The sequence below is a fragment of the Ensifer soli genome, assembly GCF_041928815.1.
In the GTDB taxonomy this organism is placed as follows: Bacteria; Pseudomonadota; Alphaproteobacteria; order Rhizobiales; family Rhizobiaceae; genus JBHFEI01.
Map to the genome: position 1 here is coordinate 131080 of NZ_JBHFEI010000010.1, position 13733 is coordinate 144812.

Consider the following 13733-nt stretch of genomic DNA (forward strand, 5'->3'; position numbering starts at 1 on the left):
ACCCCGTCATTTTATTCCTGCCGCGAAATGGCGGCGATACCCGGCCTGCGTCTCGGTCCGCGTCATGGCGCGGGACGGTCGCTGCCGGCGTTGGCCCGCGCGACGGGCCTGCCACGATATGTGTCGAGCATGATTGCGCGCTTCACTACACCCTCTCCTGCCTGCCCTGCAAGCACTGCTGCATGGATAAACGCATTACTTCCCAAAAGCGCGTCCATTTCGGCGGCGCTCAACGGAGAAAAAACCGGGATCTCCTCCGGCATCGCTCCACCGAGATGCACCGCCTTCCGCGCCTGTTCGATCTTGCGGACGCCGTCGGCGGCCGCATCGCTTGCATGGAACACGCCGATCGCCGAAAGGCCGCGCACGGCCGCCTCGGTCTTCGCCGCGCCCGAGACGAACTGGCCCGCCTTGCGCGCCATGTTCATCATGCCCGTCAGCTGCAGCACGAGCAGCCGGTCGACCTCTTCGGCCAGCTGCGGCCCGGCCGTCACCTCGCGCTTCAGCGCCCGGTTGAACAGCTTGCGGGCGACCGCCTTTTCCACCAGCGCCCGCTCCGCCTTCACCCAGCAGCCGCGCCCCGGGAGCTGCCGCTTCAGGTCGCAGACGATCTTGCCCGACGGATCGGCGACGAAGCGGATCAGCATCGCCGGGTCGCCGCTCTCGCGGGTGACGATGCAGGTCCTGCCGTTCACCGGCCCGGCCTCGCCGTCGTCGTCCGCCTCGTCCGGCGCGGCCATCAGGCCGATGCTTCCTCGCCGGCCTCGTCCTCCGTGGATTCCGCCGCCAGCGCTTCCTGCTCGCGGGCGAGGTCCTCCTCGGTGATCCAGCCGGCGGCAAGGCGCGCCTGCAGGATCATCGACTCGGCTTCCGCGCGCGAGACGTCGAGCTTGGAGAACAGCCCGTCGAAACGCTTGGTCTCGCCGTTCTTGCGCTCGGTCCAGCCGACGAGATCGTCGGCGGCGCAGCCGGCAAAGTCCTCGACCGTCTTGATGCCGTCCTCGCCGAGCGTCACCATCATCTGCGTCGTCAGCCCGTCGATGCCGCGCAGCTCGTCGGCGACGCCGAGGCTCTTGCGCTTCTCGTCGAGCTCGGCCTCGAGCTTCTCGAGGAATTCACGGGCGCGCGTCTGGATCTCGACGGCCGTGTCCTCGTCGAAACCGTCGATCGAGGCGATCTCGTCGAGATCGACATAGGCGAGTTCCTCGACGGCGGCGAAGCCTTCAGAGGCGAGCACCTGGCCGACCATCTCGTCGACGTCGAGCGCGTCCATGAAGAGGTTGGTGCGCTCGTTGAATTCCTTCTGCCGGCGCTCGGACTCTTCCTGCTCCGTGAGGATGTCGATGTCCCAGCCGGTCAGCTGAGAGGCAAGCCGGACGTTCTGGCCGCGCCGGCCGATCGCGAGCGAGAGCTGCTCGTCGGGCACGACCACCTCGATGCGCTCGGCATCCTCGTCGAGCACGACCTTGGCGACTTCTGCCGGCTGCAGCGCGTTGACGATGAAGGAGGCCGGATCCGGTGACCAGGGAATGATGTCGATCTTCTCGCCCTGAAGCTCGCCGACGACGGCCTGGACGCGGGAGCCGCGCATGCCGACGCAGGCGCCGACCGGATCGATGGAACTGTCGTTCGAGATGACGGCGATCTTGGCGCGCGAACCCGGATCGCGGGCGACCGACTTGATCTGGATGACGCCGTCGTAGATCTCCGGCACTTCCATGGTGAAGAGCTTGACCATGAACTGCGGATGGGTGCGCGACAGGAAGATCTGCGGCCCGCGCTGCTCGCGGCGCACATCATAGACGAAGGAGCGGACGCGGTCGCCATAGCGCATGTTCTCGCGCGGGATCATCTCGTCGCGGCGGATGATGCCCTCGCCACGGCCGAGGTCGACGATGACGTTGCCATATTCGACGCGCTTGACCGTGCCGTTGACGATCTCGCCGATGCGGTCCTTGAACTCGTCATACTGGCGGTCGCGCTCGGCCTCGCGCACCTTCTGCACGATCACCTGCTTGGCCGACTGGGCGGCGATGCGGCCGAAATCCATCGGCGGCAGCGGATCGGCGATGAAATCGCCGAGTGCCGCGTCCGGATTGCGGTCACGGGCAAGCGCCAGCGGGATCTGCGTCGAATAGTCCTCGGCGTGGTCGACCACTTCCAGCAGGCGCTGCAGGCGGATCTCGCCGGTCTTCGAATTGATGTCGGCGCGGATGTTGCTCTCCGAGCCGTAGCGCGAGCGCGCCGCCTTCTGGATCGCGTCGGCCATGGCGGCGAGCACGATCTCGCGGTCGATGACCTTTTCACGCGCGACAGCATCCGCGATCTGCAGAAGTTCGAGCCGGTTTGCACTGACTGCCATGGGTGTGGTCTCCGTCTGGGGGCCTGGGGCGCTTCTTCGAGCGCCGCCGCCTTTAGTCGTTGGTCTGGTCGTCGTCTTCGTCGTTCTGGTTCGCGGCGGCAAGCTTCGCCTTCTTGTCGGCGCGCAGCGTGTCGCGGATCAGCTCGTCGGTCATGATCAGCCGCGCCTCGGTCAGCGTCGAGAACGGGATCAGCACGGTCGGCTGCTCGCCATAGGCGAGCTGCTCGCGCTCCAGCGTGAACCCGTCTTCCGCGACGCCGACGACCTTGCCGCGAAACCGCTTGCGGTTCTCGACCAGCACCGAGGTCTCCACCTTGACCAGATGGCCCTGCCAGCGGACGAAATCGGCGCGGCGGACCATCGGCCGGTCGATGCCGGGCGACGACACTTCGAGATGATACGCCTTATCGATCGGATCTTCCACATCGAGGACGGGAGAAATCGCCGTCGACACGGCCTCGCAGTCCTCGACCGTCATCGTCCCGTCGAAGCGCTCCGCCATGATCTGCAGCGTCGCGCCGTTCTGCGCCGTCAGCCGCACGCGCACGAGCTGGTAGCCGAGCGGAAGAAGCACCGGCTCGACGATGTCGGCGATGCGCCGGTCGAGCCCGGTCTCAGTGACGAGCCGCGGCTCCGGCGTGGTATCTGTCGCCTGTTCGGACATGACATGCTCTCCCGGCAGGGCGTGGGCCAGGATCGGGTAATAAAAAAGAGCGGGTCCTCGCGGGCCCACTCTTCATCAACACCGATCAAGAATTGACGGTCATATACGCGCTCGGGCGGCGGATTGCAAGTCCGGCCTATTTCAGCACGCCCTTCAGCGATGCCGAGGGGAAACAGGTGGCCGCCTCGCCGCGCGCTTCCTGCCATTTGCCGATCGAGCGGCGCGTCTTGTAGCCGGGCAGACCGTCCGATCCGCCGACGTCGTGGCCGATCCGTTCGAGCGCCCGCTGCATGGCGGCGACGTCGGAGCGCATCAGCTTGCCGGGCTCGCGCCAGCCGGCGGCGAAGTCGCCCGATCCGAAGGCGATCCGGTCGGCGAGATTGCCGACGAAGAGGGCGTAGAGGTCGGAATTGTTGTATTCCTTCAGCACGTAGAAATTCGGCGTGACGATGAAGGCGGGGCCGCTCCGCCCGGCCGGGACGAGAAGCATGCCGCCAGCCTTGCGCTCCGCCGCCGGAAACGGCTTTCCGGAGATGCGCGCGATGCCCTGGCCCTCCCAGTCGGCGATCGGGCGGATCAGGTCCGGCCCCTCCTGCGCGCAGGAGGCCGAGGCCGGCAGAGCGATCTCGAAGCCCCAGCCGCGGCCGCGCACCCAGCCCTTCTTCGAGAGATAGTTCGCGATGGAGCCGAGGGCGTCGGGCACCGAGCTCCAGATGTCGCGCCGGCCGTCGCCGTCGACATCGACGGCGTATTTGAGGAAGCTTGTCGGCAGGAACTGCGGCTGGCCCATGGCCCCGGCCCAGGAGCCCTTCATGTCGGCCTCGCGGACATCGCCGCTGTCGAGGATGTGCAGCGCGGCGATCAGCTCGCGGCGGAACAGATCCTTGCGCGTCGACAGGAAGGCTTTGGTCGCCAGCACGTCGACGACGGGGTAAGGGATCTTCGCCCGCCCGAAGCCGGATTCGCGCCCCCAGATGGCAAGCACCACGCCGCCGGGCACGCCATAGGTCTTCTCGATCAGCGCGAGCGTCGCGGCATGGGTCTTCGCCAGCGTCCGGCCGGTCGCGGCGAGCGTCTCCAGCCGCTGCTGCGCAAAATAGGCGCCGGGCGAGGAGAACTCCGCCTGGCTCTGCTTGCGCTCGGGCGGCAGCACCTCTCCCGGGATCACCAGATCGGGCAGGTCGAAATTCAGCCGGACATCGGCGAAGGCTGCCTTGAAACTCTGCTCCGAAATGCCGCTCGCCTTCGCCTCGGGCCAGAGGGTCGCCTGAAGCCATTGCCGGAACTGCGCATCGACCGCGGCCCTGTCCGGCGCCGCGAGCACCGGGGAAAAGGCGAGCGCCAGGAGGAGCGCCAGGCCCGTTCGGATCATGAATGCGTATCCCAAAGCCACTCCGTCGTCCTCATCCCATCGCGGTGCGGGCGCGCAGCGCCGCCGTCAGCGTGCCTTCATCGAGATAGTCAAGTTCGCCGCCGACCGGCACGCCATGGGCGAGCCGGGTCACCGTGACGTCGAGCCCGTCCAGCCGGTCGATGATGTAATGCGCCGTCGTCTGTCCCTCGACGGTGGCGTTGACGGCGATGATCAGCTCGCGCACGCCGCCGGCATGGATGCGGTCGATCAGGCCGGAAATGTTGAGGTCGTCCGGGCCGACGCCGTCAAGCGGCGACAGCGTGCCGCCGAGCACATGATAGGCCGCGTTCATCGCGCCGGCGCGCTCCAGCGCCCAGAGGTCGGAGACGTCCTCGACGACGATGATGGTCGAGCGGTCGCGCCGCTCGTCGGTGCAGACGGTGCAGGGGTCGATCGTGTCGACATTGCCGCAGCACGAGCAGGTCCGCACCCGGCGATGCGCCTCGTCCATCGCCTGGGCGAGCGGCCCGAGAAGCTGTTCCTTCTTCTTGACGAGGTGCAGCGCGGCGCGCCGCGCCGAGCGCGGCCCGAGGCCGGGCACCTTCGCCAGGAGCTGGATCAGTTTCTCGATTTCGGGGCCGGTGACTCGCTTTGCCATTCGCCGCTTCTATCGCATATCCTCTCGAAACGGAATCAAGCAGGGCGGAAGCGCGCGATGAAAATCCTCCATGTCTGCATCGGCACACCGCAACGCCTCGAGGGCAGGAACTACCGCACCGGGATCCTTAAGGCGCCGGTCGGCTCCGGCGTCATGGTGCTCGACCGCGAGGGGCTCGTCGGCGACGCCGTCCTCAACCGGCGCCACCATGGCGGGCCGGACCAGGCGGTCTACGTGCTCGGCGCCGCCGATCTCGACTGGTGGTCGATGGAGCTCTGTCGCCCCGTCGCGCCGGGCACCTTCGGCGAGAACCTCGTCGTCGACGGGCTCGACAGCCGGACGGTGGCGATCGGCGACCGTTTCGCGACCGAGGAGGTCATGCTGGAGGCGACCTCCGTGCGCATGCCCTGCGCCACGCTGTCGGCGCGTATGGGCGACCCGCATTTCGTCCGCCGCTTCATCGAGGCGGGTCGGCCGGGTTTTTACTGCCGGGTTCTCCGGCGCGGCGTGGTCGCCGCCGGCGACCCGATCACCTCCGACGCCTTCGACGGCGAGCGCATCCTCATGCCGGAACTGCTGCGCGCCGGCAGGCGGCTGACGGAGGAGGAGCGGCGCCGTTATCTTTCGACGCCGCTCGGCGACCGGCTGAGGCGCAAAATCGAGATGGAAAGCTGAGGCCGCGGATCAGAACGGCAGCTTCATGCCGGGCGGGATCGGCAGGCCGGCGGTGAGTTCGCGGGTCTTCTCGGCGGTGATCGCCTCCGCCTTGCCCTTGGCGTCGGCATGGGCGGCGACGATCAGGTCCTCGAGGATCTCCGCGTCGTCCTCCTTGAACAGCGACGGATCGATCTTCAGCCGCTTCATGTTGCCCTTGCCGTCGAGGGTGACGGTGACGAGCCCGCCGCCGGAGGTGCCGTCGACGGTGAGCGCGGCGATCTCCTCCTGCATCCGCTCCATCTTGGCCTGCATTTCCTTGACCTTGCCCATCATGCCCATGATGTCGCGCATCGCGGTTTCTCCTTCGTGTCCCTGGTCTTCCTGGCGCCATGTCCGCGGGAAAAGGCATCACCCGGCATGGTCCGTGTCTTTATGTCCTTCAAGGCGCTGTCCGACAAAGCACTGTCCGGTCGAGGCGGTCCCGCGTCGTCCGGGCATGCCCTGCGCGTGTCGCGATCCTACGGATCCGCGCATGCGCCTTATGTCTTCGCCTTTACGCATGTCTTGCAGGACTGCCGCTGACTTCTGCAAGACATGCCCTAGAATTCGATGTCGTCGCCGGGCAGGATGTCGCCCTCGGCCGATTCCGCCGCGGCCGGGGGCGCCACCATATCCGGTTCGGGTTCGGGCGTCTTGATCCTCACGTCGATGATGCGGGCGCCGGGAAAGCGGGCGAAGATCGCCGCCACGTCCGGATCCTGCCGCGCATCGGTCACGCGCTGTTCGCGCTCCTGGACCTCGGCCTCCGCCAGCGTCGGGCCTCCCGGCGCCTGCGTGTTCAGGCTGACGATCCAGTGGATGCCGGTCCATTCCTTCAGCTTCACCGCGAGGTCGTTCAACAGCGATTTCGGCGCGCCGTCGGTCAGGTTGAGGTCGAGCCGCCCCGGCTCGATCTTCACCAGCCTGACGAAACTGCGCACCTGCGCCTTCAGCTTCGCCTCGCGGTGGCGGGCGCAGAGATCGGCGATGTCGGCAAGCGACGCCACGTCGACCAGCGGTTCGGGCCGCAGGTCCGAGACGGGGGCGGGCAGGATGGCGGGCCGTTCCGCCTCGTTCGGCACGGCACGCAGCATGGTCGCGCCGGAGGGCTGGCCGCGCGGGGCCGAAAGCGTCGAGGCCGCGGAAAGCGCGGCCTGCGGACCGTCGCCGCGCGGCGACGGGCGGGAGGCGGCCGCAGGCGTGCCGCCGGCAAGCTCCATCACCCGGCGCGCCGCCTCCTCGGGCGAGGGCAGGCTCGCCGCATGGGCAAGCCGGATCAGCACCATCTCTGCCGCCGCCTGCGGCCGGCTGGAGGCTTCCGCCTCGGGAATGCCCTTGAGCAGCATCTGCCAGACGCGCGACAGCGTCGTCACCGCGACCGTGCCGGCGAAGTCCGGCCCGCGCCGGCGCTCGACCTCGCTTAAGGACGGATCGTCCGCGGCCTCCGGCACATATTTCAGCCGGGTGACGAGATGGGTGAAATCGGCAAGGTCGGTCAGCACCGCGACAGGGTTGGCGCCGGCCTCGTATTGCGCGCCGAACTCGCCGAGTGCCGCCGCCGCGTCGCCGCGCATCAGGTGGTCGAAGAGGTCGACGACGCGGCTGCGGTCGGCAAGGCCGAGCATGGCGCGGACCGTGTCGGCGACGACATGGCCGGCGCCGTGCGCGATGGCCTGGTCGAGCAGCGACAGGCCGTCGCGCGCCGAGCCTTCCGCCGCGCGCGCGATCATCGCCAGCGCCTCGGGCTCGGCCGGGATCGCCTCCTTGTCCAGGATGGTGGTGAAGAGGCCCGTGAGGTCGGCGGCGGAAATGCGCCTGAGGTCGAAGCGCTGGCAGCGCGACAGCACCGTGATCGGAACCTTGCGGATCTCGGTCGTGGCGAAGATGAATTTCACATGCGCCGGCGGTTCTTCAAGCGTCTTCAGCAAGCCGTTAAAGGCCTGCGTCGACAGCATGTGCACCTCGTCGATGATATAGACCTTGTAGCGCGCCGAGGCCGGGCGGTAGCGCACCTGCTCGATGATTTCCCGGATATCGTCGATGCCGGTATGGGAGGCGGCGTCCATCTCGATCACGTCGACATGGCGGCCTTCCATGATCGCCTGGCAATGCTCGCCGGGAATGCGCAGGTCGATGGTCGGCCGGTCGATCTCGGCGGTCCTGTAGTTCAGCGCGCGGGCGAGGATGCGCGCGGTCGTCGTCTTGCCGACGCCGCGCACGCCCGTCAGCATGTAGGCCTGGGCGATCCGGCCGGTGGCGAACGCGTTTGTCAGCGTGCGCACCATCGGCTCCTGCCCGACCATCAGGTCGGAAAAATCCTTCGGCCGGTATTTTCGCGCCAGCACCCGGTAGCCGGCCTGCTGTTCGCTGGATAAGGAAAGGGCGTCGTCGCTCATCGTTCCTGTCGCGTTGCCTCGAATAGATCCGGACCGGAGCGGCTGCCGGCGTCAACGCGCGGCGCGGTGGGAGGCTGGCACGATGACCCGTGCCGGTTCTCGTTGGGGCTGCTTCCTTCCGGACCTGACCCGGTTGGCGAGTGGCTCGTCCACCACCAACCTCCCGAGGGGACATATCGTCAATCTCACCGGCAAAAGCAAGCCAAGCCGCCAAAAAACTGCTAGTGCTCGTCAACGACAGCAGAGCCATTCCCGGAGCGACCTTGACCGCCTTCGATCTCGACCCCCGCCTTTCGCGCGACACCACGCTTCTGACCTTTCTCGGCCTCAGCCAGTTGCGGCTGATGAACGACCGGCGCTGGCCCTGGCTGATCCTCGTGCCGCAGCGGCCGGACATAACCGAGATGTTCGATCTGGCGCCGCTCGACCAGGCGCTCCTGACCTTCGAGACCAATCTCGTCGCGGGCGCATTGAAAAACGCGACCGGCGCGACGAAGATCAACATCGCCGCCATCGGCAACATCGTCCGCCAGCTCCACGTCCATGTCATCGCCCGCAGCGAGGGGGACGCCAACTGGCCGGGGCCGGTCTGGGGCCACGGCCGGGCGGAAGCCTGGGACGAGGACGAAAGGCGGACCTTTGTCGCACGCATACTGGAAAAGCTCTGACGATGACCTCCTCGATCTTCGACACCCATGGCCCCCATCCCGAGCCGAGCACGCTCGTGGCCTTTGCCGAAAACCCGATCGATTCGCGCTCCGAACACCGGGCGGACGATTGCATCGCCGTTGCTCTCAGGACCGAGGGCGCGCATGTGCTGGCCTTTTGCGGGGGCAAGCTGATCGTCAAGCATGACGAGAAGATCATCGATCCGCTCTTTGCGCCTTATGAACTCGCCGACCTGAAGCCGCGCCTCGACGACGCCGTCCTGCTCGGCTTCCTGCCGAACGGCGAGCCGCGCCTCGCGATCCCGATGGACGTCGCGCCCGAGGACCTGCCGGCCGAGTTCAAGCTCGCCGAGGGGCGGGAGCTCTACCGCCAGCAGATGCTGTCCGACGATCTTCTCGGCCAGTTCGCGCAAGGGGCGAGCCTGATCGTCTGGAACGCCTCGACGCGCTTCTGCGGCAAGTGCGGCAGCCCGATGGCGGTGAAGGGCGGCGGCTACCGCCGCGCCTGCACAGCCTGCGGCCATCTCGCTTTTCCGCGCACCGATCCAGTGGTGATCATGCTCGCGATCGATGTCGAGCGCGACCTCTGCCTGCTCGGCCGCAGCCCGCATTTTCCGCCGGGCATGTATTCCTGCCTCGCCGGCTTCCTCGAGCCGGGCGAGACGATCGAGAACGCCGTGCGCCGCGAGACGCAGGAGGAGTCGGGCATCGCCATCGGCCGCGTGCGCTACCATGCCTCGCAGCCCTGGCCGATGCCGCATTCCCTGATGATCGGCTGCTATGCCGAGGCGAAATCGCGCGAGATCCGGCGTGACGACCAGGAACTGGAGGACTGCCGCTGGTTTACCCGCGCCGAGACGGCGGCGATGCTGGCGCGCAACACCGGGGTGGCCGAGACCGGCGAGGCGCATGTCTCGCCGCCGAAGGGCGCGATCGCGCACCGGCTGATGCGCGACTGGCTGGAATGGGACCGCGGGGCATGAGCCCGTGTCGCGTTCGGAGCGGCTGCTCGATCTTCTCCAGATCCTGAGGCGGCATCGCCGGCCGGTCAGCGGCCGGGCGCTCGCCGAGGAGACCGGCGTCAGCCTGCGCACGCTCTACCGCGACATCGCCAGCCTGCAGGCGCAAGGCGCGCCGATCGAGGGCGAGGCCGGTCTCGGCTATGTGCTGAAACCGGGCTTCGTGCTGCCGCCGATGATGTTTTCGTCGGAGGAGATCGAGGCGCTGGTGCTCGGCATGCGCTGGGTGGCGCACCGGGCCGATGCGGCGCTCGCCGGCGCCGCCGGCGAGGCCCTCGTCAAGGTCGCCGCCGTGCTGCCGCCGGCGCTTGCCGCCGAGCTTGAGGCCGCGACGCTGCTGGTCGGGCCGCGGCGGACGGAAAACGACGCCGTCGACGTGGCGACGCTGCGCCGTGCGATCCGGAGCGAACGCAAGCTGAGGCTTTCCTATGTCGATGCGGCGGGGGCGGCGAGCGAGCGGATCATCTGGCCCTTCGCGCTCGGCTTCTTCGACGAGGTGCGCGTCGTCGCCGGCTGGTGCGAGATGCGGCAGGACCTGCGCCATTTCCGCGTCGACCGGATGCAGGCGATGGAGATGCTGTCCGCGCGCTATCCGGCGCGCCGCCAGGCGCTGATGGCGCAATGGCGCCTCTGCCATGGTCCTGCTGACGGAAACTGACAGCGGCTGCGGCTACATCGGACGCGTTCCAGAAAAAGGAGAGCCTGCCGATGAAACCGAACCTTGTCCTTCTCTATGTCGATGATGCGCTGGCGAGCGCCGCCTTCTACCGCGACCTCTTCGGCATCGCGCCGCGGGCGGAGTATCCGACCTTCTCCTCCTTCGAATTCGAAGGCGGCCTGACGGTGGGGCTGCTCGCCAAGGCCTCGCTTGCCGCGCTGCCTTCCGGCGACGCGGCACGAAGCAGCAGCGAACTCGCCTTCATGGTCGAGAACGACGCCGCGGTCGAAGCCTGCTACGCGAACTGGAAAGAGAAGGGGTTGCCGATGGCGCAGGAGCTGAGCCGCTTCGATTTCGGCCCGACCTTCGTTGCGCTCGATCCGGACGGGCATCGCCTGCGCGTCTGCCTTGCGGACGATTGAGACGCGGCACCCGCCTCCCCGCGCCACCGCATCGGCGGTGGCGATTTCATCAGCGGCCGTTCAGTTGCCGTAGACGGCGGCGCGGATCTGCGAGCGCGACAGGCCGATGTCGGACAGTTCGCGGTCGGTGAGGGCGCTCAGTTCGCGCACGGCGCGGCGCTGGCTGGCATACTGGCTGATCTTCTGGCGGATGTTCATCTCGATATCCTCTCGTGTTCGTCTGAGGATTATTTAGTCGTTCTGCCCAAAAAGAAGGAGCGCAATGCTTGCAGATTAGGCATGCGTGCGGCGCGTGGCCGGTTAACCGCAGGCGCGGGCGCTGCGCCATCCGTTCATGGCTGTGGCGGAACGAAGGCGCAAAGGGCGAAGACGCGGCGCCGCCTTTTCCTGGCCGATCGGAGAGGCTGCCTCAGAGCGTGGTGCGCATCGGGTGGGCGGGATAGGTGCCGAGGATGCGGACCTTTTCCGAGAAGAAGCGCAGTTCGTCGAGCGCGCGCTTGACATGGGCGTCGTCCGGATGGCCCTCGATGTCGGCATAGAACTGGGTGGCGACGAACTTGCCGCCGATCTGGTAGCTTTCGAGCTTCGTCATGTTGATGCCGTTGGTGGCAAAGCCCCCGAGCGCCTTGTAGAGCGCGGCCGGGATGTTGCGCACGTTGAAAACGAAGGTGGTGACGATCAGCGCGTCGTCCGCCTCCCGCGCCACCGGCTTCTCGTCGCGCGCGAGGACGACGAAGCGGGTGACGTTGCTTTCCGTGTCCTCGACGTTCTCCGCCACGATGTCGAGGCCGTAGAGATCGGCGGCGAGCCGCGGGGCAAGAGCCGCCATCGTCCGGTCGCCGAGCTCCGACACGAGCTTCGCCGCGCCCGCCGTGTCGCCGGCGACGACCGGCTTCCAGCCGTTGGCGCGCACGATCTTGCGGCACTGGCCGAGCGCGTGGATATGGCTGTGCACCGTGCGGATCTCGTCGCGGGAGACGCCGGGCAGCACCATCAGCTGGAAGCGGATCGGCATGAAATACTCGCCGATGATGTGCAGCCGCGATTCGGGCAGCAGGTGGTGGATGTCGGCGACGCGGCCGGCGATCGTGTTCTCGATCGGGATCATCGCCAGATCGGCATCGCCATTCTCGACGGCGACGAAGGCGTCCTCGAAGGTCTGGCAGGGCAGCGGCTCCATCTCCGGATAGACGGCGCGGCAGGCCATGTCGGAATTGGCGCCAAAGTCGCCCTGGAAGGCGATCGGTCGTTTTGCGGTCGTCATGGCGATGTCCTGTCGGAGGGATCAGAGGCCGGAGAGGCGCGCGCGGGCGGTCTCGAGGTCGGCGGGCGTGTCGACGCCGAGCGGCACGGAGGCGACGATCTCGACGTCGATGCGCATGCCGGCTTCGAGCGCGCGCAGCTGTTCGAGCGATTCGCGCTTTTCCAGCGTCGACGGCGACAGCGCGACGAAGCGCTCCAGCGCCTGCCGGCGATAAGCGTAGAGGCCGATATGGTGGTAGAGCGGGCCGGCCCCGTGCGGCGCGGTCGCGCGGGTGAAATAGAGCGCGCGCAGCCGCGAGGGCGACAGCGGCGCGCCAACGACCTTGACCACGTTCGGGTTGGTCTTCTCGTGTTCGTCGGCGATCTCCACGGTCAAGGTGGCAATGTCGACCGCCGGGTCCTCAAGCGGCCGCAGTGCGGCGCGGATCGTTTCCGGCTCGACGGTCGGCAGGTCGCCCTGGACGTTGATGACGGTCTTCGCCCTACCTTGCGGATCGACGGCGCGGAGCGCCTCGTGGATGCGGTCGGAGCCCGACTGGTGGTCGACCCGCGTCATCACCGCCTCGAAGCCGGCGGCGGTGACGACGTCGAAGACCGCCTGGTCGTCGACGGCGACGACGATGCGCCCGACATCGGCCTCGCGGGCCCGCCGCGCCACCTGAACGACCATCGGCACGCCGCAGATGTCGGCGAGCGGCTTGCCCGGCAGCCGCGTGGACGCCATGCGCGCGGGAATGAGAACGAGGGTGTCGTCGAACGTCCTGTCTGTCATATTCAGGCCTTCAAAACCGGGAAGATCAGTGGCAAATAGTCTCAGTCGGCGCGCGACAAGCCGGTTGCAACGCGCTGTCAAAAGACATAGGTTCCGGCCAAATTCAAGATGGTCCGGATTTTCGGTACGCGCGGGATTCCAACGGGGAGCGATTGCAGATGAATTCACATGTGAACATGGGCGTGGGCGCGTTCCTCGGCACGGTCTTTGTTTTGATGTCGGTTTCGATCGCTTCCGAAGGCATCTTCCACGCCGCCGCCCCCGAGAAGGAAGGCTTCGCCATCATCGCCGAGGAGAGCACCTCCGAAGCGGCCGCGAGCGGCGAGCCGGCCGAAGTCGACATCAAGCCGCTGCTGGCCTCCGCCGATGCCAGCGCCGGCGAGACCGTGTTCAAGAAGTGCGCCGCCTGTCACACCGTCGACAAGGGAGGGGCCAACAAGGTCGGCCCCAATCTCTGGGGCGTCGTCAACCGGCCGATCGCCTCGCATGAGGGCTTCAGCTATTCGGCCGGCATGAAGACCTTTTCGGAAGGTGGCAAGGTCGTCTGGGACTTCGATCACCTGAGCTATTTCATCGAGGCGCCGAAGAAGCACGTTCCCGGCACCGCCATGGGTTTTGCCGGCGTCAAGAAGCCGGACGAGCGCGCCAACCTGATCGTCTACCTGCACAACCAGGCCGATTCGCCGGCGCCGCTGCCGGCGGCGGGTCCCGCGGCCGAAGGGGCTGCGCCGGCGGACGGTGCGGCTCCGGCCGAGACGCCGGCGGCGCAGTAAGACGAAAGGCGCTCCATCCCCGCAAAGA

The 13733-nt window shown here is 67.5% G+C and carries 16 protein-coding genes and 1 other RNA gene; 6 read left to right on the forward strand and 11 right to left on the reverse strand.

Going from position 1 to position 13733, the window contains the following annotated elements; all coding sequences use genetic code 11:
* Positions 1-62: 62 nt before the first annotated feature.
* The 5 genes from ACEVQ6_RS16330 to recR all read right to left on the reverse strand — a co-directional run bounded on the left by ACEVQ6_RS16330 (position 63) and on the right by recR (position 5038).
* Positions 63-740, reverse strand: coding sequence for an RNA-binding protein (locus tag ACEVQ6_RS16330; protein WP_374890089.1), 678 nt, complete (start codon positions 738-740; stop codon positions 63-65).
* On the reverse strand, positions 740-2362 hold the full coding sequence (gene nusA / locus ACEVQ6_RS16335) for a transcription termination factor NusA (RefSeq protein ID WP_374890090.1): 1623 nt from the start codon (positions 2360-2362) through the stop codon (positions 740-742). Before nusA ends, ACEVQ6_RS16330 begins: the two co-directional genes overlap by 1 nt.
* A 52-nt stretch (positions 2363-2414) precedes the next feature.
* Positions 2415-3026: a ribosome maturation factor RimP gene (gene rimP / locus ACEVQ6_RS16340; RefSeq protein WP_374890091.1), complete on the reverse strand. Its 612-nt coding sequence runs from the start codon at positions 3024-3026 to the stop codon at positions 2415-2417.
* 136 nt (positions 3027-3162) lie between these two features.
* Positions 3163-4398 (reverse strand): lytic murein transglycosylase, encoded by a 1236-nt coding sequence (locus ACEVQ6_RS16345; RefSeq protein WP_374890092.1) that lies wholly within the window; start codon positions 4396-4398, stop codon positions 3163-3165.
* Positions 4399-4429: 31 nt separating this feature from the next.
* Positions 4430-5038, reverse strand: a complete 609-nt coding sequence (gene recR / locus ACEVQ6_RS16350) for a recombination mediator RecR (RefSeq protein WP_374890093.1) — start codon at positions 5036-5038, stop codon at positions 4430-4432.
* A gap of 57 nt (positions 5039-5095) precedes the next feature.
* On the opposite strand from recR, the gene ACEVQ6_RS16355 reads away from it, so the two are divergent.
* Positions 5096-5713, forward strand: coding sequence for an MOSC domain-containing protein (locus ACEVQ6_RS16355; RefSeq protein ID WP_374890094.1), 618 nt, complete (start codon positions 5096-5098; stop codon positions 5711-5713).
* A gap of 9 nt (positions 5714-5722) precedes the next feature.
* Here the strand turns inward: ACEVQ6_RS16355 and ACEVQ6_RS16360 are convergent, their stop codons facing one another.
* The 3 genes from ACEVQ6_RS16360 to ffs all read right to left on the reverse strand — a co-directional run bounded on the left by ACEVQ6_RS16360 (position 5723) and on the right by ffs (position 8294).
* Positions 5723-6046, reverse strand: coding sequence for a YbaB/EbfC family nucleoid-associated protein (locus ACEVQ6_RS16360; protein WP_374890095.1), 324 nt, complete (start codon positions 6044-6046; stop codon positions 5723-5725).
* A 248-nt stretch (positions 6047-6294) separates the two neighbouring features.
* Positions 6295-8130, reverse strand: coding sequence for a DNA polymerase III subunit gamma/tau (locus ACEVQ6_RS16365; protein WP_374890096.1), 1836 nt, complete (start codon positions 8128-8130; stop codon positions 6295-6297).
* 66 nt (positions 8131-8196) lie between these two features.
* Positions 8197-8294: signal recognition particle sRNA small type (gene ffs / locus ACEVQ6_RS16370), an RNA gene on the reverse strand.
* A 99-nt stretch (positions 8295-8393) separates the two neighbouring features.
* On the opposite strand from ffs, the gene ACEVQ6_RS16375 reads away from it, so the two are divergent.
* Genes ACEVQ6_RS16375 through ACEVQ6_RS16390 form a run of 4 tightly spaced genes read left to right on the forward strand, consistent with a single transcriptional unit; the run spans position 8394 to position 10897 of the window.
* The gene (locus ACEVQ6_RS16375) at positions 8394-8798 is read left to right on the forward strand and encodes an HIT family protein (RefSeq protein ID WP_374890097.1); all 405 of its coding nucleotides are present in this window, start codon (positions 8394-8396) and stop codon (positions 8796-8798) included.
* A gap of 2 nt (positions 8799-8800) precedes the next feature.
* Positions 8801-9781 (forward strand): NAD(+) diphosphatase, encoded by a 981-nt coding sequence (gene nudC / locus ACEVQ6_RS16380; RefSeq protein ID WP_374890098.1) that lies wholly within the window; start codon positions 8801-8803, stop codon positions 9779-9781.
* Between the two features lie 4 nt (positions 9782-9785).
* The gene (locus ACEVQ6_RS16385) at positions 9786-10475 is read left to right on the forward strand and encodes a helix-turn-helix transcriptional regulator (RefSeq protein WP_374890099.1); all 690 of its coding nucleotides are present in this window, start codon (positions 9786-9788) and stop codon (positions 10473-10475) included.
* Positions 10476-10525: 50 nt separating this feature from the next.
* Complete coding sequence (locus ACEVQ6_RS16390; RefSeq protein ID WP_374890100.1) at positions 10526-10897, forward strand: VOC family protein; 372 nt, start codon at positions 10526-10528, stop codon at positions 10895-10897.
* 60 nt (positions 10898-10957) lie between these two features.
* On the opposite strand, the gene ACEVQ6_RS16395 is transcribed toward ACEVQ6_RS16390, so the two are convergent.
* From ACEVQ6_RS16395 to ACEVQ6_RS16405, 3 genes are all read right to left on the reverse strand, one after another.
* Complete coding sequence (locus tag ACEVQ6_RS16395) at positions 10958-11095, reverse strand: DUF1127 domain-containing protein (RefSeq protein WP_374890101.1); 138 nt, start codon at positions 11093-11095, stop codon at positions 10958-10960.
* A gap of 211 nt (positions 11096-11306) precedes the next feature.
* Positions 11307-12161 (reverse strand): prephenate dehydratase, encoded by an 855-nt coding sequence (locus ACEVQ6_RS16400; RefSeq protein WP_374890102.1) that lies wholly within the window; start codon positions 12159-12161, stop codon positions 11307-11309.
* Between the two features lie 21 nt (positions 12162-12182).
* Positions 12183-12932 (reverse strand): 3-deoxy-manno-octulosonate cytidylyltransferase, encoded by a 750-nt coding sequence (locus ACEVQ6_RS16405; RefSeq protein WP_374890103.1) that lies wholly within the window; start codon positions 12930-12932, stop codon positions 12183-12185.
* Between the two features lie 158 nt (positions 12933-13090).
* On the opposite strand from ACEVQ6_RS16405, the gene ACEVQ6_RS16410 reads away from it, so the two are divergent.
* A complete protein-coding gene (locus ACEVQ6_RS16410) occupies positions 13091-13705 on the forward strand; it encodes a c-type cytochrome (protein WP_374890104.1) in 615 nt (204 codons plus the stop codon).
* Positions 13706-13733: the final 28 nt, after the last annotated feature.

Coding starts and splice junctions, on each gene's coding strand:
- ACEVQ6_RS16330 (WP_374890089.1), bottom strand. CDS start 740: ATGGCCGCGCCGGACGAGGCGGACGACGACGGCGAGGCCGGGCCGGTG.
- nusA (WP_374890090.1), bottom strand. CDS start 2,362: ATGGCAGTCAGTGCAAACCGGCTCGAACTTCTGCAGATCGCGGATGCT.
- rimP (WP_374890091.1), bottom strand. CDS start 3,026: ATGTCCGAACAGGCGACAGATACCACGCCGGAGCCGCGGCTCGTCACT.
- ACEVQ6_RS16345 (WP_374890092.1), bottom strand. CDS start 4,398: ATGATCCGAACGGGCCTGGCGCTCCTCCTGGCGCTCGCCTTTTCCCCG.
- recR (WP_374890093.1), bottom strand. CDS start 5,038: ATGGCAAAGCGAGTCACCGGCCCCGAAATCGAGAAACTGATCCAGCTC.
- ACEVQ6_RS16355 (WP_374890094.1), top strand. CDS start 5,096: ATGAAAATCCTCCATGTCTGCATCGGCACACCGCAACGCCTCGAGGGC.
- ACEVQ6_RS16360 (WP_374890095.1), bottom strand. CDS start 6,046: ATGCGCGACATCATGGGCATGATGGGCAAGGTCAAGGAAATGCAGGCC.
- ACEVQ6_RS16365 (WP_374890096.1), bottom strand. CDS start 8,130: ATGAGCGACGACGCCCTTTCCTTATCCAGCGAACAGCAGGCCGGCTAC.
- nudC (WP_374890098.1), top strand. CDS start 8,801: ATGACCTCCTCGATCTTCGACACCCATGGCCCCCATCCCGAGCCGAGC.
- ACEVQ6_RS16390 (WP_374890100.1), top strand. CDS start 10,526: ATGAAACCGAACCTTGTCCTTCTCTATGTCGATGATGCGCTGGCGAGC.
- ACEVQ6_RS16395 (WP_374890101.1), bottom strand. CDS start 11,095: ATGAACATCCGCCAGAAGATCAGCCAGTATGCCAGCCAGCGCCGCGCC.
- ACEVQ6_RS16400 (WP_374890102.1), bottom strand. CDS start 12,161: ATGACGACCGCAAAACGACCGATCGCCTTCCAGGGCGACTTTGGCGCC.
- ACEVQ6_RS16405 (WP_374890103.1), bottom strand. CDS start 12,932: ATGACAGACAGGACGTTCGACGACACCCTCGTTCTCATTCCCGCGCGC.
- ACEVQ6_RS16410 (WP_374890104.1), top strand. CDS start 13,091: ATGAATTCACATGTGAACATGGGCGTGGGCGCGTTCCTCGGCACGGTC.